The following is a 21498-nucleotide window of genomic DNA, read 5'->3' on the forward strand; positions in this document are numbered from 1 at the left end:
TCGGTATTGACCGCCCCCGGCAGGCAGCCGAGGACGTGCCGGAACCGCCGACACATGTCAGCCAGCAGCCGCTGCAAGGAGTCACGCAACGTGTCCCGCCGCCTTTTCACCTCCGAGTCGGTCACCGAAGGCCATCCCGACAAGATGGCCGACCAGATCAGTGACGCGATCCTCGACGCGATGCTCACCACCGATCCCGGCAGTCGGGTCGCGGTCGAGACGCTGATCACCACCGGTCAGGTCCACATCGCGGGTGAGGTCACCACCCAGACCTACGTCGACATCCCCGCCATCGTGCGCGAGAAGATCCTCGAGATCGGCTACGACTCCTCCGCCAAGGGGTTCGACGGTGACTCCTGTGGGGTCAACGTCTCCATCGACGCGCAGTCCCCGGACATCGCCCAGGGCGTCGACACCGCCTACGAGGCGCGTGTCGAGCACGAGGACGACGTCCTCAACCGCCAGGGCGCCGGCGACCAGGGCCTGATGTTCGGCTACGCCAACCGTGAGACCCCCGAGCTCATGCCGTTGCCGATCAAGCTGGCCCACGCGCTCTCCGAGCGGCTCTCCCAGGTCCGCCGGGACGGCACGGTGCCCTACCTGCGTCCGGACGGCAAGACCCAGGTCACGGTCGAGTACGAGGGCCAGACCCCGGTCCGCCTGGACACCGTCGTGGTCTCCAGCCAGCACTCCGCCGACATCAACCTCGAGGAGATGCTGACCCCGGACATCCGCGAGCACGTGATCGAGCCGGTCGTGGCCGCCTACGGTCTGGACTCCGACGACTACCGTCTCCTGGTCAACCCGACCGGTCGGTTCGAGATCGGCGGTCCGATGGGCGACGCCGGTCTGACCGGTCGCAAGATCATCGTGGACACCTACGGCGGCTACGCCCGTCACGGCGGTGGCGCTTTCTCCGGCAAGGACCCGTCGAAGGTCGACCGTTCCGCCGCCTACGCCACCCGTTGGGTCGCGAAGAACATCGTCGCCGCCGAGCTGGCCGAGCGCGCCGAGGTCCAGGTGGCCTACGCGATCGGCAAGGCCCACCCGGTGGGTGTGTTCATCGAGACCTTCGGCACCGAGCGGGTCGCCCCGGAGCTGATCGAGAAGGCCGTCAAGGAGGTCTTCGACCTGCGCCCGGCCGCCATCGTTCGGGACCTGGACCTGCTGCGTCCCATCTACTCCAAGACCGCCGCCTACGGTCACTTCGGCCGCGAGCTGGAGCAGTTCACCTGGGAGCGCGCCGACCGCGCCGAGGCGCTGCGGTCGTTCGTGGGCCACTAGGAAGAACACGTCGAGGGGCGGACGTCTGTGAGGGCGTTCGCCCCTTCGGTGTGTTCCGGACATTCCCCGCATGGCGACTATCCAGCACCGGCTACAAAGTGTTATCACTTATGTACTTTTAGTTATTTGATATGTCGCTATGAGGAAGGGGAACATCATGGCCGTGCCGGCGACGATGTCGGCGGTCGCTCTGGCCGCGTTGATCGCCCTGCCCGGGCAACCGATCCCGGAGGAAGAGGGGCCGGTGCCGGGGGCCGGAGACCTCCACATCACCGTCACGGACGAGGCCGAGGACCGTCTGTCCCCCGGGGACCGGGTCGAGTACACCGTCAAGGTGCGCAACTCGGGCGGCGAAGCGCTCCCCGAGGCCCGGATCACGTCCTTCCTGCCCGACTCCATGCGCTACGTCGAAGGGGCCCCCGAAGGGGTCGAGACCGGACGCGCGACATGGGAACGGCCGCTGGAGGCGGGGGAGAGGGCCACGCTCACCATGACGGCCGAGGTCGTCGCGGTACCGGAGCGAGGAGCGCGGCCGGTCTCGACCGTCTGCCTCTCCCCCTCCGCCGAGGCCGCGCTGGTCTCCTGCGCCTCCTCCGTCCACCACGTACCGCGCCAGATCCCCCTGATGTGGATCGCCGCGGCTCTGGGCGCGGCACTGATCCTCGCGGTCGCGGCCGGTGGTCTCCTCCGTCTCCGGAGCGTCCGCCGTCCCCGACCCGAACCCGAGCCCGAACCGTCCGCCGAGCACGGCCCTGGAGAGGTGCCCGACATCCACGCCTTCCCGGGCCGGGCGTCCGTGCATCATCTGGACGCCCACCGCTGACCGGACCGGGGCCGGATACGCGAACGGGCCGCGCCACGAGGGATCGTGGCGCGGCCCGTCCGAGGTCGATCGGCGGGGGCCGGACTCAGCTCATCTCGTTCAGAGCCCGCTCGGCCTCGGCCAGCCAGGAACGACGCGCCTCCAGAGCGGCCTCGTGCTCCTTGATCCGACGGTCGTCACCGGCGGCGCGGGCCTTCTCCAACTTGGCCTCCAGCCCCTGGATCGCCGTCGAGAGCTGGTCGACGGTGTCCTTGGCCCGGGCGCGGGCCTCGGGGTTGGTACGCTCCCACTCGGCCTCCTCGGCCTTGCGGACCCCGTCCTCGATCTGCCGGAAGGCGCCCTCCAGACGGTCCCGGGTGTCGCGCGGCAGCTCGCCGGCCTCCTCCCAGGCCTCCTGGAAGTCGCGCAGACGGGCGCGGGCGCGCCGCGGATCCGAGATGGCCGGGATCTCCTCCCGGGCCTGCTCCAGGATCTTCTCCTTGGCCTCGGCGTTGACCCGCAGCTCGGCGTCACGCTCGGCGAACGTCGCGTTGCGCGCGTCGAAGAACGTGTCCTGGGCCGCCTTGAAACGGGCCCACAGCTTGTCCTCGCTGGCCCGATCGGCGCGGCCGCTCGCCTTCCACCGCTGCATCAGGTCGCGGTAGGCGCGGGCGGTGGGCCCCCAGTCGGTGGAGCCCGAGAGCGCCTCGGCCTCGGCGACGATGCGCTCCTTCTCGACGCGCACGCCCTCGCGCTGCTGGTCCAGGTTGGCGAAGTAGGCCTTGCGCCGCTTGGAGAAGGAGTTGCGGGCCGCGGACATGCGCTTCCACAGGGCCTGCTCGGTGGGGCGGTCCGCCCGAGGAGCCTTCTTCCACTCCTCGATCAGCTGGAGCATCCGCTCGCCACCGGACTTCCAGTGGGTGGTCTCGGCGGCGACGCGCTCGGCCTCGGCGACGATGCGCTCCTTGACCTCGCGGGCCTGGCCGCGGGCCTGCTCCTGGGCCTGCTTCTGCTCGACCTTGCGCTCCTGGGCGCGCTCGGTCAGCCGGTCCAGACGACCGAGCAGCGACTCCAGGTCGCCGACGGCGTTGGCGTCCGTGACCGACTCGCGCAGCTTCTCGATCGCGCTCATCGCCGTGGAGGCCGACAGATCGGTGCTGCGCAGTCGCTTCTCCAGCAGCTCCACCTGGGTCACCAGGGCGTCGTACTTGTTCCGGTAGAAGGTCAGGGCCTCCTCCGGCGCACCGGCCTGCCACGATCCGACGACCCGTTCGCCATCACCTGTGCGCACATAGACCGTGCCATCGTCGTCTACGCGGCCCCAAGGGTCCGTGGTCACCGTGTCCTCCTGCTGTCGTGAACCCGTCCGCGGGGGGTCGGGTTCGGGTCGTCGCGGCGATGTCCGAGCCTGTTCGTGATGGACACCACCGTGCCCCAGCACGATATCCCCACGTTCCGGTGGACAACGACGCGCCGTGTTCCGCGTCAACGCAGATCCTCGGGTCTGCCTCTCGTCCCGTGCGATCGGTCGGGCCCGGGCGCCTTCGAAAAAGGAGGCGCAGGTCGTGGGCCCGACGAGCACGGCGACGGTGACCAATATGGCATTACCACGCGGTTTGGCAAAGAGCCCGGGCGCGCGCGGTGATCGAATGGTGATCAAACGCGTTCTCATATGTGCTTTCGAGTGGCCGCCATCGCACCGTCTCGGTAGGCTCTCTCCCCGCAGGAGACCCGGGCCCGTCCGGTACGGGCGGCCCACCATCACGAACGACCCAGGACAGGACGACCACGCCGTGCTCATCGCCGCGCTCCCCAGCGGGCCGCTCTCAGCGAACTGTTACGTGATCGCACCGGCCCCGGGCGGCGACTGCGTCATCGTCGACCCCGGCCAGGAGGCCACCGGACAGGTGGACAAGGTCCTGGTCGAACACGAGCTGACCCCCGCCGCGATCCTGCTCACCCACGGTCACTTCGACCACGTCTGGTCGGCCGCGGAGATCGGCGACGCCCACGAGGTCCCGGTGTACCTGCACGAGGCCGACCACGGTCTGCTGGAGGAGCCCGCCGCGGGGGTCGACGCCGGCTTCGCCGCCCAGCTCCGGATGCTGCTCGGCCCCGGCCCCTACCCGTCGCCCTCCGACCTGCGCCGGGTCGAGGACGGGGACACCCTGACCTCGGCCGGGATGGAGTTCGTCGTCGAACACACGCCGGGCCACACCCCCGGATCGGTCGTCTACACGGTGACCCCCGAGGACGGCATCCCCGTCATGTTCGCCGGGGACCTGGTCTTCGCCGGTTCGATCGGCCGCACCGACTTCCCCGGTGGGGACGCCGAGGCGATGAACGGCAGCCTGACCCGCTCGGTCCTGGCACGGTCTGACGACACCCGGATCCTGCCCGGGCACGGCCCCGGCACCACCGTGGAGCGCGAGCGCGCCACCAACCCCTATCTGCGCGACATCGCCGACCGTTCCTGAGGGGACGGAGCGGCCCGACCGCTTCGCCATGTCGGCCCTTCGTCGCCCGGAACCGATCCTGGGGCCGGGCGGCGCGGTTGGCGGTAGGATTCCAGATGTTCAGGGGGCATGCCATGCCTTCAGCCGGGTCCGGAACCGGGCTCTCAGGCATCCTCACCCAGCTGTGTAGTTAGTGGACTTGGTAACTCATGCATCGTTACAGGACTCATACGTGTGGTCGGCTCCGTAAGGAGCACGTCGGGCAGCAGGTGCGCCTTTCCGGCTGGGTGCACAACCGCCGGGATCTGGGTGGTCTGCTCTTCGTCGATCTGCGTGACCACTACGGCGTCACCCAGCTCATGGCGCGCCCCGAGTCCCCGGTCTTCGAGCAGCTCAGCCGTCTCCCCAAGGAGACGGTGGTCCGGGTGACGGGCCAGGTCGCCGCGCGCAGCCAGGAGAACGTCAACCCCAACCTGCCCACCGGCGAGATCGAGATCGAGGCCGAAGAGGTCGAGGTCCTCGGAAGCACCGAGGAACTCCCCCTGACGGTCTTCCCCGAGGACAACACCTCCGAGGAGCGCCGGCTGACCTACCGCTTCCTGGACCTGCGCCGGGAGCGGATGCACCGCAACATCATGCTGCGCTCGCAGGTGGTGGCCTCCATCCGCAAGAAGATGACGGACCTGGGCTTCAACGAGTTCCAGACCCCCATCCTCACCAGCTCCAGCCCCGAGGGCGCCCGCGACTTCCTGGTGCCCTCGCGTCTGCACCCGGGCGAGTTCTTCGCGCTGCCCCAGGCGCCGCAGCAGTTCAAGCAGCTGCTCATGGTCTCCGGCTTCGACCGCTACTTCCAGATCGCGCCCTGCTTCCGCGACGAGGACAGCCGCGCCGACCGTTCGCCGGGCGAGTTCTACCAGCTCGACGTCGAGATGAGCTTCGTCGAGCAGGAGGACGTCTTCGAGGTCATCGAGAAGGTCATGACCGACGTCTTCCGTGAGTTCTCCGAGGGTTGGGAGATCACCTCCCCGTACCCGCGGATCGCCTTCCGGGACGCCCTGGAGTGGTACGGCACCGACAAGCCCGACCTGCGCGTGCCGATGAAGATGCTCGACGTCACCGCCCTCTTCGACAAGACCGACTTCCGCGCCTTCGCGGGCAAGAAGGTCCGCGCGCTGGCGGTGCCCGAGGTCGGCGACAAGCCGCGCAAGTTCTTCGACGGCATCGGCGACTACGCCGTCGAGCAGGGCGCCAAGGGTCTGGCCTGGCTCAAGGTCGGCGAGAACAACGAGCTCACCGGTCCGATCGCCAAGTTCGTCACCGAGATCGAAGAGGAACTGTTGACCACCCTGGGCGCGGGCCCCGGGTACGGGCTGTTCTTCTGCGCCAGCGAGGACGACGCGGAGATCAACCGCATCATGGCCCCGGTCCGGGTCGAGGCCGGTCGGCGCGCGGGTCACTTCGCGGAGAAGTGCTACCGCTTCTGCTGGATCGTGGACTTCCCGATGTTCGAGCGCTCCGACGAGGGCCACATCGAGTTCAGCCACAACCCCTTCTCCATGCCCCAGGGCGGGATGGACGCGCTGGAGAACCAGGACCCGCTGGACATCCTCGCCTGGCAGTACGACATCGTCTGCAACGGCGTCGAGCTCTCCTCCGGCGCGATCCGGAACCACTCGCCCGAGATCATGTACAAGGCCTTCGAGATCGCCGGCTACGACAAGGAGACCGTCGAGGAGGAGTTCGGCGGCATGCTCAAGGCCCTGAAGTTCGGTGCCCCGCCGCACGGCGGCATCGCGCCCGGGATCGACCGCATCGTCATGCTCCTGGCCGACGAGCCCAACATCCGCGAGACGATCGCCTTCCCGCTGAACCAGAACGCCCAGGACCTGATGATGGGCGCGCCCGCCCAGGTCTCGGAGCAGCAGCTGCGCGACGTCCACATCCGGACCGTCCTGCCTCCGGAGACGAAGAAGAAGTAGGACCGCTCACTCCGGTCCCACCGGGGCGGTGCGCGGGTCGACCCGTGTACCGCCCCGTCGTCGTGGAGAGGGCTCAGCGCTTGACCCCTCCGCACTGTTGGCAGCAGATGTCCTCGTCGTCGGGGTTGCTGTGGCTACAGAGCCGGCAGGTCCAGTTCCGGGTGATGCCGTCGAGGGGGATCCTCGGGACGGGATGGCGGGATACAGGGTGCATGCGCGTCCTCGTTGGGTTCGGCGAGTTCTCCGCTTCAGGTTCGGTGCCCGTAATGACCTTCCTTTGAACTTTCCACATTCGGTCACCGAGGTGAAAGCGGTGATTAAAGGGTCAAAGAACCCGACCGGAATGGGGAAGTGCGGCGAGCTCGGATGCGGCCGGGGCCGCCATCCCCTACGGTTGAGGGCGAACCACCCTCCCACACCGTGAATCGCACGCGTCCTGGAGTGAAGACGGTGCATCAGTGGTATCCACCCCATTCGAGGGTGAGGTGGGAATGGAGTGCATTTGTGCGCCACCGAGTCACGCGAGCGTAACGATTCATGCCTCGAGGTCGGCCGGGAGCGAGCCCGAGGAAGGAATCGACCGTAAATCCACCGCGTCGTCGGACGGTCGACACCGGTAGGGCGAGGTGGCGCGACCGAGGGGAGAGGGACACCGGCGTGTCCGCCCCGGCCCCTACCCGGGCCGGGTCTGCTTTCGGACATTACAATGAGCCGAATCGGAACGTTCCAGGGGTGACCGCGCCTGAGCGCGGATGTGACGTCCGAGACGACATGAGGATGAGTCATACGTGAACGGAAAAAGCGCTTCAGGCGATGGCTCCGAGGCTGTTCTCGCGGGGGCCTTCCGCCACGCTCCGGAGCCCATGGCCCTGACCGCGGCGGACGGCGTGATCCGGCACGCCAACCACGCGTTCACCGAACTGTTCGGGCGTGACGCCGACGAATTGATCGGAACGGCCTGGTTCGCGCTCTTGGACGCCGAGGAGGCCGAACGCGGGGCCCGCGCCCAGCACAAGGCCCTCGCCGGGGAACCCCGTCGTGTCCGTCTCCGGCTGTCCGTCACCGACAAGTTCTCCCAGATGGTCGAGGTCCAGATCCGGCCCCTGCGGGAGGAGCCCGGACCGGAGTCGGTGGTCGTCCTGTTCCACACCCTCTCGACCGAGGAGGCGGATCTGCGGGTCGTCGGCGACCTGCGCACGGACAACTCCGATTCCGTCCTGTGGAGCCTGGACCTGGGATCCGGCCGGATCCGCGAACTGTTCGGCCCCACCCCGCTCGGCTCCCTCCTGGCCGGGAACGACGGGGACCTGGAGAGCATCCTGGAACGCATCCACCCCGACGACACCGCCCGGGTGCGCGACGCCATGTCCGCCTCCTTCGCCGGACGCGACTACGAACAGCGCTTCCGGGTCTTCGACCGTCTGGGCGACGAGCGCTCCCTGCACGTGCGCGCCCGTTACGTCCCGGGCGACCCCGCCCGATTGGTCGGGATCGTCGACGACGTCACCGAACACGTCCAGCTGGTGCGCAGGCTCGCCGACCGTCGCCGCACCGAGGCCGAACACGGTCGTCTGGTCACCGAGCTGTCCTCCAAACTCGTCTCGGCCACCACCGTGGACAAGGTCATGGACCTGCTCAGCGAGGAGTTCCTGCCCATCTTCGGCGGCTTCAGCGCGGCCGCCCTCTACGTCGACGACGGGGTGCTGCGCGCCTCGCCCAGCGCGTTGGAACGCGGCAACGTCACCCGGATAGACGGTCGTCGCGCCGACGACACCGACTACCCGATGGGCGCCGTCATCCAGGACCGCCAGCCCCGGTTCTTCGAGAGCCGCGCCGAGATCGTCAGCCGTTTTCCCGCCGCCGTCGAGATGATGCGCGCCATACGCGGTCAGGCCTGGGCCACCGTGCCGATCTTCGGGGACGGCAAGGTCGCCCTCGGCGTGTGGCAGATGGTGTGGGACCGCCCCCACCACGCCAGCCGCGACGAGCGCGCCCTCATGCTCACCTTCGCCGGGCTGGCCGGACAGGCCCTCCAGCGGATCAAGGCCCAGCAGGCCGAACTGGAGCTGGCCGACGCGGTCCAGCGACGCATGCTGCCCCGCCAGGTCGCCAGCTTCCCCGACATGGACATCGCCACCAAGTACCTGCCCTCACGGGCCGAGTGGCGGATCTGCGGCGACTTCTACGACGTCATAGAACTGCCCGACAACAAGGTGGGGCTGCTCGTCGGCGACGTCCAGGGTCACGGTGTCGAGGCGGCGGCCGCCATGGGGCAGATCCGTGTGGCCTTCCGCGCCTACGCCACCAACCAGTCCGACCCCGGTGTCGTCCTCGGCGAGACCAACCGGCTGCTCACCGAGACCGGTGAGATCGTTTTCGCCACCTGCGGCTACCTGGTGGTCGACCGTGGGAGCGGTGTCATGCAGGCGGCCTGGGCAGGGCAGCCCCCGGCGGTCCTGGCCACCCAGGGCTCCTACGAACTGTGGTCGCCCGAGACCGGACCGCCCCTGGGGGTCCTGCCCGACACCGAGTACACCGTCACCACGCGGGTGCTGGCCCCGGGGACGACTCTGCTGCTGTGCTCCGACGGGCTCGTGGAGAGCTCGGAGGTGACCATGCAGGACGGTCTGGCCCAGGTGGGAGAGGCCCTCGCCGAGCACGGTGAGGACCCCACGGCCGCGGCCCAGGTCCTGGCGGAGATGGCACCGGCCGGACGCGGTGACGACATCGCCCTGTTGATCACCCGGATGACCCCGCGCGCCACGCCCCCGCCCGAACAGGCCGAGAGCCCCGAGAACCTGTCGGTCTCCCCCGGCTGATCCCGGGACGGCCGGAGCCGCCCACGGTCTCGCCTACTCTGGGTGGGTGTCCGAAACACTGTTCGACGATGCCGGTGCCGAGGCGGCCAGGGGACAGGAGCCGCTGGCCGTGCGCATGCGGCCCCGTACCCTCGACGAGGTCGTGGGCCAACGTCACCTGCTGGGCGAGGGCAGCCCGCTGCGCCGCCTGGTCGAGGACGACGCGCCCATGTCCGTCTTCCTCTGGGGCCCTCCCGGCACCGGAAAGACCACGCTGGCCACCGTCGTCAGCCGGGTGACCCGACGTCGCTTCGTGGAGCTGTCGGCGGTCAACGCCGGGGTCAAGGACGTGCGCGCCGTCGTCGACGAGGCCAAACGCCGCATGGGTATGAACGGCACGCGCACCCTGCTGTTCGTGGACGAGGTCCATCGCTTCAACAAGACGCAGCAGGACGCCCTGCTGCCCGCGGTGGAGAACCGTTGGGTCAGCTTCATCGGCGCCACCACGGAGAACCCCTTCTTCTCGGTGGTCAGCCCCCTGCTGTCCCGCTCGCTCCTGCTCTCCCTGGAGTCGCTCGACGACGATGACGTCCGGGCCCTGGTCGAGCGGGCGCTCATCGACGAACGTGGGCTGGAGGGGCGCCACACCCTCACCGAGGAGGGTTTCGAGCACCTCGTGCGACTGGCGGGGGGCGACGGACGCCGATCACTGACCTACCTGGAGGCGGCCGCCCTGGTGGCGGGCCCGCCCACCTCCTCCGGCGACGAGACGTCCGAGGAACGGGCTCCGGTGGAGATCACCGCCGCCCACGTGGAACGCGCCGTCGACCGCCACGCGGTCCGCTACGACCGCTCCGGCGACCAGCACTACGACGTGATCAGCGCGTTCATCAAGAGCATGCGCGGCTCCGACCCCGACGCGGCCCTGCACTACCTGGCCCGCATGGTGGAGGCGGGGGAGGACCCCAGGTTCATCGCCCGGCGTCTGGTCGTGCACGCCAGCGAGGACGTGGGCATGGCCGATCCCACCGCTCTACAGACCGCGGTCGCGGCGGCCCAGGCGGTCGAGCTCATCGGCATGCCCGAGGCCCGGATCAACCTGGCCCAGGCGGTCGTCCACATCAGCCTGGCCCCCAAGTCCAACGCGATCATCACCGCCATCGACGAGGCCATCGCGGACGTGCGCGCCGGCCGGGCCGGCCCCGTCCCCGCCCACCTGCGCGACGCCCACTACAAGGGCGCGGCGGACCTCGGACACGGACAGGGCTATCGCTACGCGCACGACTTCCCCGGCGGGGTGGCGCCGCAACGGCACGCTCCGGACGGGCTCACCGAACGCGAGTACTACCGGCCCACGCGGCACGGCACGGAACGCCGGTTGGGCGAGGTCCTACAGAGGATCAAGGAGGTGCTCCGGGGCGGCGACCGCTGATCCGGAACACGCTCCCTCCGGGCGGGATCAGTCCGCGAACAACTCGGTCACCTGGACGACCTCACGGGGGCCGTCCTCGTCCTCGTCCTCGGCGAAGGTGATCTCCACGATCATCACCGGACCCCAGGTCAGATGGTCGATGAGGTCGGCGCCGGTCTGCTTCCAGGTGCCCCGCGCCTCCTCGTCGAGGAAGACGTGGTCGGGAGCGGCGCAGAACCTGGCGCACAGGACCTCGGCGTCGGGACGGATGACGGCCTCGCCCGGATCGCCCGCCTCCTCCCACTGCTCGGCCCAGGCCTCGTGGGAGGGCACACCCTGACCGCGCGGGATCTCTCCCTCCCGGGAGACCGGCGTGTACACCCAGGCACGCTCCTCGACCCCGGGCTCGGGCTCCTCCTGCTCGGCCGGATCGAAGCGGACCACGAGGGTCGAGGGGGCCTCCTCGACCGTCTCCCCGGTGTCCTCGGCGACCTCGGTGTCCTCCTCCTCGGAGACCGGATCCGCCTCGGCGCCGCCGACGAACAGTCGGGAGACCCCCCAGACGGCGCCACCGATCAGGACCAGGGCCAGACCGGCCGCGCTCAAGAGGAAGAGGGTCCGGCCGGATCGCTCTCGAGGGGCGCGCCCCTCCAATCGGATCACCTCGGGTACCCGGGCGGGCGGCTCCACCGCGTGCCACTCACGGGCCAGGGCGCGGTTGATCTCCTCGCGGTCGCCGGGGGAGGGGGAGACGTCCTCATCGATGTTCTCCACCCGCCAGACGGCGATGACCGCGCCGATCACCTCGCGCAGGCCCGGCCTGCGCGAGGGGTCGGGATCCAGGGCCCGTTCCACCACCGGCCGGAGCCCTTTGTGGAGGCTCTCCAGTTCGAACGACCCCGCCGCCGCGCGCTCGGCGATCTCCTCGGGTTCACCCGTGCCGAAGGGCAGCCGTCCGGTCCCGGCGAAGGCCACGACCGCGCCCCAGGCGAACACGTCCGCGGCGGCCGTCGCGGGCCCGCCCCGGTAGCGTTCGGGGCTCAGCCACGTGGCGCCCGACCCGCGCAGACGCTCGGCGTCGGCGGCGACGGCGCACTCCATGATGTGCGGTCCACGCGATTCCAGGAGGATCTCGCTCGGGCGGAGCGAACCGTGGTGCACCCCGCGCCCGTGCAGGGAGGCCAACCCCTCGGCGACGCCGATGGACAGCGCGATCAGTTTCCCGAATCCCAGGCCGCCCCGCTTGGTCACGTAGTGGGAGAGCCGCTCTCCGGCCAGGTAGGACATGGCCAGCCAGGGCGGGTCGGCGTGGGCGTCGAAGGTCAGAGGGGTGACCACGCGCTCGGGATCGACCGAGGAGAGCCGTCGTAGACGCTCGGTCAGGCCCGGGGAGGGGTTCTTCCGGTCGGGGGCGAGGTTCTTCAGCGTCTTCACGGCGATCAGTCGGTCGCCGGCGTTCTGGGAGGAGGCGTCCACCGCGGCGTAGACCGTACCGGTGGACCCCTGACCGAGACGCCCCAGGACCAGGTAGGGGCCGATCCGAGACGGGTCGTCCGGATAGAGGGGGGCGAGATCCGGGGGTACCAGTACGGAGATCTCTCGGCGAGAACGAGGGCTCATGGGTGTCCTGTCGGTGCTGCCGGGCCTGTGGAAGGCTGGTGTCCGGACATCGTAGTGAAGATCCCGCTCTGTAATGATTCCCATTCGGAAGTTCGGGAGGAGAGACGAGTATCCCGCCTCTCGACGGCGATCGAGAACATCGACACCGATCTCCGCATCGGGCCGGGGCACGCCGTGGCGTACCCGCGCGTCCCACCGAGTGACACGATAGGGTCGGCCGAAACCGGCCCGTTCCCCGGCCCGTTCCGGGCTCGGCATCGGACACGGCCGGGGAACCCGCGTCGGGTACGGCCCGGTCCCCCACCCCTCGTGTGCCCTGTGGGCGCCTCGCACGCTCCTGGCACGCTCGCACACCCTCGAAGCAACCCTGCTATCTGCCTACGGAGCCTCAATGCTGACCGGAGGAGAGGTCGCCGCGCTCGTCGCCGCGGTGGTCTGGGCGGTGCTGGCCACGTTCCTGTGCGTGGCGCTCGTCAAACTGATCAAGCTCATCAACGAGACCACCAAGGTCGTCTCCGAACTGGGCGAACGGACCCCGCCGCTGCTGGACGACGTGGCCTCCACCGTGGAACGGACCCAGAACTCCCTGGAACGGGTCGAGGAGATCACCGCCAACGTGCAGGCCTCCTCCGAGGACGTCTCCACGATGACCGCGCTGACCCGTTCGGTGTTCACCGGCCCCTTGGTGAAGGTCGCCTCGTTCTCCTACGCCCTGCGTCGTGTCCTGGGGCGCAGGAAGGCCCTGGCCGTCATGCGGGGCAGCCGTCGGAAGGCCGACGGATGATCGGCCGACTGTTCTATCTCGCCGCCGGCGCCGTCGTCGGCGGCTACGTGGTGCACCGCGTCAACCGCGCGCGCAACGCCCTGACCCCCGGAGGGATCGCCGAACGGGTGGAGGGCCGCGTCGGCGAGTACAAGGGCGCCCTGCGCGAACTCAACGAGGACCTTGCCGAGGCGGTCCGTCAGGAGGAGGACGAGCTGCTCAGGCGGTACGCCTCGGGTCCGGAACGTCGGCTCCCGCGTGGCGGTGCCCCCTCCGAGTCCGAGGGGCGGGAGCGTCCGCGCCTCTGACCGCCCTCCGGGAGCGGCGGACGACCGGGATCGTCTCCTCCCCGACCTCTATGGGTACAGAACCTTCTAGAAGGTTTCGGTGCAACCGTTGGATCGGACGGAGGCGTACATCATGTATCCGCCGCAACCGCCGGGTGGCCCTTACCAGGGGGAGCCGGGCCCGTACCCGCCGGGAGGGCCGCCGCCGGCCCCCGCCATGCCCGGCACCGCGATCACCGTGCGCGTCCTGATGTTCATCGGCGGCGCCTGCGGTCTGCTCCTCGGCCTCCTCATGTGGGGGGTCGCGGGACTGGCCGCCGGCGGCGGAGACGTGGGCAGGGAGTTCCTGCGTGGGATGCAGGAGAACGGACTGCCCCTGACGGCCTCCGAGGCCGGGGCCCTCTTCGGGCTCCTGGGACTGATCCCGTTCGTCTACGGCGTCCTGTCCATCGTGCTCGCTTCGCTGATGGGGCGTCGCAGCGCGGCGATCCTGTGGACGATCGTGGTCTTCCACATCCTGGCCGCCCTGATCCTGCTGTTCTCCATCGTGACCGGCGGATTCGGCGCGATCGTCCCGCTGCTCTTCGCGATCGGGATGATCGTCCTGATGCTCCTGCCGATCACACGCGCCTACTACGGACTCGGTACGGCCGGAGCCGGGCCGCCGGGACCCGGGGTCCACTGATCGAGGACACGCGAGGCGACGACCACGAAGGGCCGCACCCCGGGGTGCGGCCCTTCCACGTTCACGGGCGGCGGAGCCCTCGACGGTAAGGGCGCACCACCCGACGGCGATAGCCTGGGGGAACAAGTGGACCGCCGCCGTTGTCAACGATGACGGACTCCCGGTGGTCGAGACGAAACCATGCACGCGCGCGTGGCGGTTCCCTCTACGATGGGCCCCTATCGACCACGCGTGATCACGGTCCCGTGAAGGGACACGACGTCGCCACAGCAGCGGCGGAGCCAAGCACAGGAGGGCATCAATGGAGACGGCAGAGATCGTGCGCCGCTTCCTCGGTTTCTTCGAGAAGAAGGGACACACCGTGGTGCCCTCGGCAAGCCTGATCGCCGAGGACCCGACCCTGCTGCTGGTACCGGCGGGCATGGTCCCCTTCAAGCCCTACTTCCTGGGCCAGCGCACGCCCTCCTACGACACGGCCACCAGCGTGCAGAAGTGCATCCGGACCAAGGACATCGAGGAGGTCGGCAAGACCTCCCGGCACGCCACCTTCTTCCAGATGCTCGGCAACTTCTCCTTCGGCGACTACTTCAAGGAGAGGGCCATCCCGCTGGCGTGGGAACTGGTCACCTCCTCCGTCGAGGAGGGCGGCTTCGGCATCGACCCGGAGCGCCTGTGGGTCACGGTCTACCTCGACGACGACGAGGCCGAGCGGATCTGGCGCGAGGACGTCGGGGTCGACCCCGAACGCATCCAGCGCATGGGCAAGGAGGAGAACTACTGGGACATGGGCGTGCCCGGCCCCTGTGGTCCCTGCTCCGAGATCTTCTACGACCGCGGCCCCGAGTACGGGGTCGAGGGTGGACCCGCGGCGGACGAGAACCGCTACATCGAGATCTGGAACCTCGTCTTCATGCAGTACGAGCGGGGTGAGGGCAACGGCAAGGACTACCCGATCCTCGGCGAGCTGCCCAAGAAGAACATCGACACCGGCATGGGTCTGGAGCGCCTGGCGGCGGTCCTCCAGGGCGTCGACAACATCTACGAGACCGACATCATCGGTCGGGTGCTCCACCGCGCCGCGGAGCTGACCGGCTCCGTCTACGGCGATGACCACGAGCGTGACGTGATGCTCCGTGTGGTCGCCGACCACGTCCGCAGCGCCGTCATGCTCGTCGGCGACGGCGTCAAGCCGGGCAACGAGAAGGCCGGATACGTGCTGCGCCGCATCCTGCGCCGCTCCATCCGCAACCTGCGCCTGCTCTCGGGCACCGACGCCTTCTTCCTGCACGATCTGACCGCCGTCAGCATCGACGCGATGAAGGACATCTACCCCGACCTGCTGGACAAGGCCGACGTCGTCCACGGTGTGATCGACACCGAGGAGAGGAACTTCGCCGACACCCTGCGCGCGGGCACCACCCTGTTCGGCCGCGCGGCCGAACGCACGCGTGCCCAGGGGGGCACGGTCTTCTCCGGCGCCGACGCCTTCCAGCTCCACGACACCTACGGTTTCCCCATCGATCTCACCCTGGAGATGGCGGCCGAGCAGGGGCTGAGCGTGGACGAGACCGCCTTCCGCGAGCTCATGCAGCGTCAGCGCGACACGGCCAAGGCCGACGCCAAGGCCAAGAAGCTCGGCAACGCCGACATCTCCCTGTACGCCGGCCTGCACGAGAACGCCGGTGACACCGACTTCCTCGGCTACAGCGACACCGAGAGCGAGTCGAGCGTGCGCGGGATCGTCGTCGACGGCGAGGGCGTGCCCTCGGCCAAGGAGGGCGACAAGGTCGAGATCGTGCTGGACCGCACCCCGTTCTACGCCGAGAGCGGTGGTCAGATCGCCGACACCGGCACCCTGACCGTGGACGGGCGCGGGGTGGTGGACGTCGAGGACGTCCAGAAGCCGCTGCCCGGCCTGTTCATGCACCGCGGCACCGTGCGTTCGGGAGAGATCGTCCTGGACGACGCGGTGCGCGCGCGGATCGACGTCGACCGTCGTCGGGCGATCGAACGCTCTCACTCCGCGACCCACCTCATCCACTCGGCGCTGCGCAACGCGCTGGGCCCCTCCGCCGGACAGGCGGGTTCGGAGAACCGCCCCGGTCGACTGCGCTTCGACTTCACGGCCGACAACGCCCTGGGCGCCGAGCGCATCAACGAGGTCGAGGAGGAGGTCAACACCGTCCTGTCCGACGACATCGCGGTGCGGACCGAGGAGAAGAGCCTCGACGAGGCGCTCGACATGGGCGCTCTGGCCATGTTCGGTGAGAAGTACGGCGACCGTGTGCGCGTGGTCGAGATGAGCGACTACTCGATCGAGCTGTGCGGTGGTACGCACGTGGGGTCCACCTCCAGGCTCGGCATCGTCAAGCTGTTGGGGGAGTCCTCCATCGGTTCGGGCGTTCGCCGTGTCGAGGCGGCCGTGGGCGCGGACGCCTTCAAGCGCCTGTCCAAGGAGTCGGCGCTGGTCGGTCAGCTCTCCGAGCAGCTCAAGACGCCGCGCGAGGAGCTCCCCGAGCGGATCGACGCCATGGTCTCCCGTCTGCGTTCGGCGGAGAAGGAGATCGAGAGGCTGCGCGCGGCCCAGGTGCTCCAGGCCGCGGGCGAGATCGCCTCCGGTGCCCGCCGGCACGGTTCGGCCCTGGTCGTGGCGACCGAGGCGCCCGAAGGCGCCTCCGGCGACGACCTGCGCAAGCTGGTGCTGGACGTTCGCGGCCGGCTCGGCGAGGAGGAGCCCGTCGTCGTCGCGATGACCGCGGTCCCCAAGGACCGTCCCGTCGTGGTGGTCGCCGCGAACAAGGCCGCGCAGAAGGCCGGGATCAAGGCGGGCGAGCTGGTCGGCGTGGCCGCCCGCGCCCTCGGCGGCGGTGGCGGCGGTAAGCCGGACATCGCCCAGGGCGGTGGCAGCGACCCGGCCAAGGCCGACGAGGCCCTGCGCGCGGTCGAGGCCCGGGTGGCCTCCTTCTGACCCCGTGGGTGTTCTCCGCGCGGCCTTCGACCGGCCGCGCGGAGTAGCCGGACGAACGTACCGGGGCCGTCCGTGGCACGGACGGCCCCGAACGAACGGGTGGTGTCGGTCACCTCGTCGACGTCGTCGCCCCTCTTCGCGGGGGACGATGACGCCGGCCTGCGCTCCGCCGTCACCCCTTTCTCCGGACGCGCCGCCCGAGAACGGACACCCCTCGTGAACGCTCCTCCACCTCCCCCGGGGCCGGGGTGACCTACACTCGGACGGTACGTGTCCGCCTCGGGCCCCGACGTGATCGGCCCGTCGGGGAACCGACGCCCGATCCGCCGGCTCCGCGAGGGGAAGGTCCACGTCCCGGGCTGCGCGCTGTCATCGAATCGGGCATACTGTGGCGCGTCACAGCCGATCACATGGCTTTCTGCGCGGCGATTCCCGCGATCCAGATGATGAACAGGACCACCGTGTTGAGGTTTTCCCGACAGCGGTGCTGTGCCGTCGACCGCACAGCTCCTCTGAGCAATGCCCCCGCCCGGGGGGAGACGTCCTCGTGAGACACGGTGTACGCCTGGCGATCGACCCTGGTAACGCGCGCATCGGGGTCGCGGTCAGCGATCCGAGCGGTATGCTCGCCAGCCCTGTGGAGACGGTCCCGCGCGGTCGTGGGGACGTCGAGCGCATCGCCGTCCTCGTTCTGGAACGGGAGGCCCGCGAGGTCATCGTGGGCTACCCTGCATCACTGTCCGGCAAGGAGGGGCCCGCGGCCCGGTCCTCCCGCGAGTTCGCGCACTCCTTGGCCCGACTCCTCGCCCCCGTCCCCGTCAGGCTCGTGGACGAACGGCTCACCACGGTGACCGCGCAAGGGCACCTGCTCTCCGGCGCGTCCTTCGGTCGGAAGGGGGCCAAAGGCGGTCGTGCCCGCCGTTCCGTCATCGACCAGGCGGCGGCCACCGTGCTTTTGCAGAGCGCCTTGGACCAGGAACGGTCGACAGGCCACCCTCCGGGCGAGATCGTCCGTGCCAGCCAGGGAGATTCATGACCGACAGGGATGACTACCCCGATAGTCCCTACCGTGGCCGTGCCGACCGTCAGGACGGCTACGACTACGACCCGCTCACCGATCCTCTTCCCACGCAACCCCCGTCGCGTGGCCGTAGGGCTCGGCCCGAGCCGGCTCCGAACCCCTGGGCGGAGCCCCCGGCCGCCGCCCGTCGCGCGGGGCCGCCCACCGGCGACATCCCCGGTGGCCCCCCGGCCCCCGGCCGCCGACGCAGGCCCGGACCGCCCACCGAGGGCGAAGCGGGCCCCGCGGTCCCCCCGCGCCGTTCCGGCGCCGCCGACGCCCTCAGAGGCGGTCGCGCGGCCCGGGGCGGGCGACCCTCCCGAGAGCCGGCCGCCCCCGGTCCCGAGGCTCCCGGCGCGCCCGGGAGGGCCGGCGCCGATCCGACGCAGGAGGCGCTCGCCGCGCTCGCGAACCTGGGCGGCGCCCCCGCCGCCCCGCAGGAGACCACCGGTCGGGAACGTCCCGCACGCGGTACCGACGCTCCTCTGGAGGAGCCGCCCCGCAGGCGGCGCCGAGCCCGTGTGGAGGAGGCCCCCGAACCCCGTTCCTCGCTCTGGGACGACGCCGAGGACGAGCCCACGCCGGCCTTCTTCGCGGACGAGCCCGAGGAGCCGAGGGGCCGTCGCGCCCGCCGTAAACGCGCCGCGCGAGAAGAGGCGCGTGCCCGTGAGACGGGTGAGTTCCCCTCCGCCCCCCAGGAGGAGCGTCCGGTGGGCCGCCGCGCCCGCCGTCGTGCCCGTCCCGAGCCGGAGGAGAGCGTCGACGGCGGAGCGTTCGCCGCGGCCCCCTTCGACGACGTCGCTCCCGAGCCCGAACCCGAACCCGAGCCCGGGTTCACGCCGGAGCCCGAATTCGAACCGGAACCGAAGGGCCGTCGTGGACGGCGCCGCCGCGCGCCCGAACCCGATAGCGGAGCCTTCCCGCTTCCCGAGGAGGAACCGCGCCGGAGCGGTGCCCTGCCGATCCCTGAGGAGGACGAGGCCGAGGTCGAGTCCGATCCCGTCTCGGAGGAGGAGCCGACCGGCCGTCGCGGTCGTGGCCGCCGTCGTTCCCGTCGGGTGAGGAAGAGGCCCGAGCCGGAACCCGTGGTCGAGGACGCTCCCGAGGAGGAACCTGAGGAGGACGACTACGAGGAGGAGAGCCTCGAGGACATCGCGGCCTCCTACGGGGACAGCCGCGCCACGCGCAGACGCGCCAAGGCGGCCAAGCAGCGGGCCAAGCGACTGGCCGCGGCCAAGGGCGGCGGTGGTGGCGGGGCCCCCCGACGCCGTCGCGGCAAGGGCTTCATGATCCTGCTCGCCCTGGTGCTGATGCTGGTGATCGCCGGTGGTGGCTTCGTGGTGATGCGCACCTACGTGTTCCCCGCCGACTACGCGGGTGAGGGCTCCGGAGAGATCGTCATCACGGTCGAGGAGGGGCAGAGCGGAACGGCCGTCGGCCGGACCCTCTCGGACGCGGGCGTCGTCGCCAGCGTGCGGGCCTTCACCAACGCCCTCGATCAGCAGGAGCAGGGTCTGACCCCCGGCACCTACTCCCTGGCGGAGGGGATGAGCGGGGCGAGCGCCGTCGCCGCCCTGCTCGACCAGGACAACCGCCTGGGCGGCGAGGTCCTCATCCGCGAGGGACTGCGGAGCGACCAGATACTGGAGAAGCTGGCCGACAACACCGACGTCTCCCTGGAGGAGTTGGAGGCGGCCTACGAGCAGACCGACGAACTCGGCCTGCCCGACTACGCGACGGAGGGCCCCGCGGGCTACCTCTTCCCGGCCACGTACCGTTTCGAACCGGGTACCGAGGCCATGTCGATACTGCGCACGATGGTCACCCAGCACCGTCAGGTCACCGAGGCGATGAACCTGGAGGATCGCGCGGCCGACCTCGGTTACGACGCCAACGAGATCATGGCGATCGCCTCCATCGTCCAGGCCGAGAGCGGCGGGGTCGACGACATGGCCAAGATCTCCCGTGTGGTGCACAACCGCCTGGACATCGACATGGCGTTGCAGATGGACAGCACCTGCTTCTACGCCATCGGCGAGTACGGCATCGCCCTCGACAACGATCAGCGGGCGGCCTGTGAGGCCGACACCAGCGGTTTCGACACCTACCACAAGACCGGGCTCATCCCCGGACCGTTCGTCGCCCCGGGCGAGGACGCCATCGAGGCGGCCCTCGAGCCGGAGGAGGGGGACTGGCTGTACTTCGTGGCCACCGACCCCGAGAACGGCGTCACCGAGTTCACCGACGACTACGACGAGTTCCTGGTGCTGAAGGACCGTTTCCAGGAGACCTGGGGAGGCGGGCAGAACTGATGCGCGCGGCCGTCCTGGGCTCGCCGGTGGCCCACTCCCTCTCACCGGTCCTGCACTCGGCGGCCTATCGGGAGATGGGTCTGACCGACTGGTCCTACGAGTGCTTCGAGTGCGACGAGGCGGGGTTGGCCCCCTTCCTCGACGGACTCGAACCGGGCGAATGGGCGGGGCTCTCCCTGACCATGCCGCTCAAGCGTCGGGCCATGGAACTGGCCTCCGAGGTGGACGCCCTGGCCGTGGAGGTCGGCGGGGCCAACACCCTGGTCCGTCGGAACGGGGGCTGGAGCGCCCGTAACACCGACGTCGAGGGGATCACGACCGCGCTGACCGAGGCGGGCGCGGGCTCGCCCCGGGACGCGGTCGTCCTGGGAGCGGGCGCCACCGCGGCCTCGGCCCTGGCCGCCCTGCGCGAGCTGGGGCTCGCGGGCCCGGTGACCGTACTGGCACGCAGCACGGCGCGCGCCGGCGAGGTGACCCGGGCCGCCGAACGTCTGGGTGTTCCCGTGTCGGTGGCCCCGTTGGCGGAGATCGACCGGTACCTGGACGTCGACCTGGTCGTCTCCACCCTGCCCTCCGGAGCCGCCGACGCCCACGCCGACGTGCTGGCCGTCTCGCGGGCCGATCTCTTCGACGTGGTCTACGCGCCCTGGCCGACCAGGGCGGCCGAGACGGTCGAGGCCCGCGGTGGTCGCGTGGTGGGCGGTTTCCCGATGCTGTTGCATCAGGCGGTGGCCCAGGTCCGCGCGATGACGGGTCGGGAGGACGTTCCGGTGACGGCCATGAGGGCGGCCGGGGAGGCCGAACTGGCCCGCCGTGCGACGTCCTGACCGGCCCCGAACCTTCGTGAGGGGATCGTCGAAGGCGGTCCGGGTGGAGTGGTCGGAACTCCTGATAGAATCGTGGTAATCGACTTGGTCCGGTGTGTCCCGACATACCGGAACCGCAAGCGGAGATGATCCTCCCACCCGCCGGGCACTGCTCGCGCGGGTCCGGTCGCACGAAGGGCGCGTCGCGCCGTCCCACGGGATCTCGGTCCTCCGAGGTCCGGGACGCGGTCGCCGCCTTCGCCGTGA

General features: G+C 70.1%; 16 protein-coding genes. 13 read left to right on the forward strand and 3 right to left on the reverse strand.

Annotated elements, in window-relative coordinates:
* The first annotated feature begins 90 nt into the window (after window positions 1-90).
* Window positions 91-1284, forward strand: coding sequence for a methionine adenosyltransferase (gene metK, locus D451_RS0115705; RefSeq protein WP_014912028.1), 1194 nt, complete (start codon window positions 91-93; stop codon window positions 1282-1284).
* 157 nt (window positions 1285-1441) lie between these two features.
* A complete protein-coding gene (locus tag D451_RS0115710; protein WP_017535139.1) occupies window positions 1442-2107 on the forward strand; it encodes a DUF11 domain-containing protein in 666 nt (221 codons plus the stop codon).
* Window positions 2108-2192: 85 nt separating this feature from the next.
* On the opposite strand, the gene D451_RS0115715 is transcribed toward D451_RS0115710, so the two are convergent.
* Window positions 2193-3425 (reverse strand): DUF349 domain-containing protein, encoded by a 1233-nt coding sequence (locus tag D451_RS0115715; RefSeq protein ID WP_017535140.1) that lies wholly within the window; start codon window positions 3423-3425, stop codon window positions 2193-2195.
* Between the two features lie 454 nt (window positions 3426-3879).
* Here D451_RS0115715 and D451_RS0115720 point away from each other — a divergent pair, with 454 nt between their 5' ends.
* Both D451_RS0115720 and aspS read left to right on the forward strand, forming a co-directional pair.
* On the forward strand, window positions 3880-4563 hold the full coding sequence (locus D451_RS0115720) for an MBL fold metallo-hydrolase (RefSeq protein ID WP_017535141.1): 684 nt from the start codon (window positions 3880-3882) through the stop codon (window positions 4561-4563).
* Between the two features lie 188 nt (window positions 4564-4751).
* Window positions 4752-6521 carry an aspartate--tRNA ligase gene (gene aspS / locus D451_RS0115725; protein ID WP_081536436.1) on the forward strand — a complete coding sequence of 590 codons (1770 nt, stop codon included), beginning with the start codon at window positions 4752-4754 and terminating at the stop codon, window positions 6519-6521.
* A gap of 73 nt (window positions 6522-6594) precedes the next feature.
* Here the strand turns inward: aspS and D451_RS28290 are convergent, their stop codons facing one another.
* Complete coding sequence (locus tag D451_RS28290) at window positions 6595-6735, reverse strand: hypothetical protein (protein ID WP_014911413.1); 141 nt, start codon at window positions 6733-6735, stop codon at window positions 6595-6597.
* Window positions 6736-7309: 574 nt separating this feature from the next.
* On the opposite strand from D451_RS28290, the gene D451_RS0115735 reads away from it, so the two are divergent.
* Together D451_RS0115735 and D451_RS0115740 are read left to right on the forward strand one after the other, a co-directional pair.
* Window positions 7310-9340 (forward strand): SpoIIE family protein phosphatase, encoded by a 2031-nt coding sequence (locus D451_RS0115735; RefSeq protein ID WP_017535144.1) that lies wholly within the window; start codon window positions 7310-7312, stop codon window positions 9338-9340.
* Window positions 9341-9386: 46 nt separating this feature from the next.
* Complete coding sequence (locus D451_RS0115740; protein ID WP_017535145.1) at window positions 9387-10751, forward strand: replication-associated recombination protein A; 1365 nt, start codon at window positions 9387-9389, stop codon at window positions 10749-10751.
* 27 nt (window positions 10752-10778) lie between these two features.
* Here the strand turns inward: D451_RS0115740 and D451_RS0115745 are convergent, their stop codons facing one another.
* A complete protein-coding gene (locus D451_RS0115745) occupies window positions 10779-12350 on the reverse strand; it encodes a serine/threonine-protein kinase (RefSeq protein WP_017535146.1) in 1572 nt (523 codons plus the stop codon).
* Between the two features lie 391 nt (window positions 12351-12741).
* Here D451_RS0115745 and D451_RS0115750 point away from each other — a divergent pair, with 391 nt between their 5' ends.
* From D451_RS0115750 to D451_RS0115780, 7 genes are all read left to right on the forward strand, one after another.
* Window positions 12742-13134 (forward strand): DUF948 domain-containing protein, encoded by a 393-nt coding sequence (locus D451_RS0115750; RefSeq protein WP_014908791.1) that lies wholly within the window; start codon window positions 12742-12744, stop codon window positions 13132-13134.
* Window positions 13131-13421, forward strand: coding sequence for a hypothetical protein (locus D451_RS0115755; RefSeq protein WP_014909648.1), 291 nt, complete (start codon window positions 13131-13133; stop codon window positions 13419-13421). The genes D451_RS0115750 and D451_RS0115755 overlap by 4 nt, the downstream gene beginning before the upstream one ends.
* Before the next feature lie 112 nt (window positions 13422-13533).
* A complete protein-coding gene (locus tag D451_RS0115760; RefSeq protein WP_036568233.1) occupies window positions 13534-14085 on the forward strand; it encodes a hypothetical protein in 552 nt (183 codons plus the stop codon).
* A 301-nt stretch (window positions 14086-14386) separates the two neighbouring features.
* Window positions 14387-17053 carry an alanine--tRNA ligase gene (gene alaS / locus D451_RS0115765; protein ID WP_017535148.1) on the forward strand — a complete coding sequence of 889 codons (2667 nt, stop codon included), beginning with the start codon at window positions 14387-14389 and terminating at the stop codon, window positions 17051-17053.
* A gap of 547 nt (window positions 17054-17600) precedes the next feature.
* Window positions 17601-18089: a Holliday junction resolvase RuvX gene (ruvX, locus tag D451_RS0115770; RefSeq protein ID WP_014911016.1), complete on the forward strand. Its 489-nt coding sequence runs from the start codon at window positions 17601-17603 to the stop codon at window positions 18087-18089.
* Complete coding sequence (gene mltG / locus D451_RS0115775; RefSeq protein WP_017535149.1) at window positions 18086-20425, forward strand: endolytic transglycosylase MltG; 2340 nt, start codon at window positions 18086-18088, stop codon at window positions 20423-20425. Before ruvX ends, mltG begins: the two co-directional genes overlap by 4 nt.
* Window positions 20425-21252, forward strand: coding sequence for a shikimate dehydrogenase (locus tag D451_RS0115780; protein WP_017535150.1), 828 nt, complete (start codon window positions 20425-20427; stop codon window positions 21250-21252). Before mltG ends, D451_RS0115780 begins: the two co-directional genes overlap by 1 nt.
* Window positions 21253-21498 lie beyond the last annotated feature (246 nt).

The sequence above is a fragment of the Nocardiopsis alba DSM 43377 genome (genome assembly GCF_000341225.1).
GTDB classification, from domain to species: Bacteria; Actinomycetota; Actinomycetes; order Streptosporangiales; family Streptosporangiaceae; genus Nocardiopsis; species Nocardiopsis alba.

Excerpts from the sequence above, each read along its gene's own strand:
- D451_RS0115710 (WP_017535139.1), top strand. The coding sequence starts at position 1,442 with ATGGCCGTGCCGGCGACGATGTCGGCGGTCGCTCTGGCCGCGTTGATC.
- aspS (WP_081536436.1), top strand. The coding sequence starts at position 4,752 with ATGCATCGTTACAGGACTCATACGTGTGGTCGGCTCCGTAAGGAGCAC.
- D451_RS28290 (WP_014911413.1), bottom strand. The coding sequence starts at position 6,735 with ATGCACCCTGTATCCCGCCATCCCGTCCCGAGGATCCCCCTCGACGGC.
- D451_RS0115745 (WP_017535146.1), bottom strand. The coding sequence starts at position 12,350 with ATGAGCCCTCGTTCTCGCCGAGAGATCTCCGTACTGGTACCCCCGGAT.
- D451_RS0115750 (WP_014908791.1), top strand. The coding sequence starts at position 12,742 with ATGCTGACCGGAGGAGAGGTCGCCGCGCTCGTCGCCGCGGTGGTCTGG.
- D451_RS0115755 (WP_014909648.1), top strand. The coding sequence starts at position 13,131 with ATGATCGGCCGACTGTTCTATCTCGCCGCCGGCGCCGTCGTCGGCGGC.
- D451_RS0115760 (WP_036568233.1), top strand. The coding sequence starts at position 13,534 with ATGTATCCGCCGCAACCGCCGGGTGGCCCTTACCAGGGGGAGCCGGGC.
- alaS (WP_017535148.1), top strand. The coding sequence starts at position 14,387 with ATGGAGACGGCAGAGATCGTGCGCCGCTTCCTCGGTTTCTTCGAGAAG.
- mltG (WP_017535149.1), top strand. The coding sequence starts at position 18,086 with ATGACCGACAGGGATGACTACCCCGATAGTCCCTACCGTGGCCGTGCC.
- D451_RS0115780 (WP_017535150.1), top strand. The coding sequence starts at position 20,425 with ATGCGCGCGGCCGTCCTGGGCTCGCCGGTGGCCCACTCCCTCTCACCG.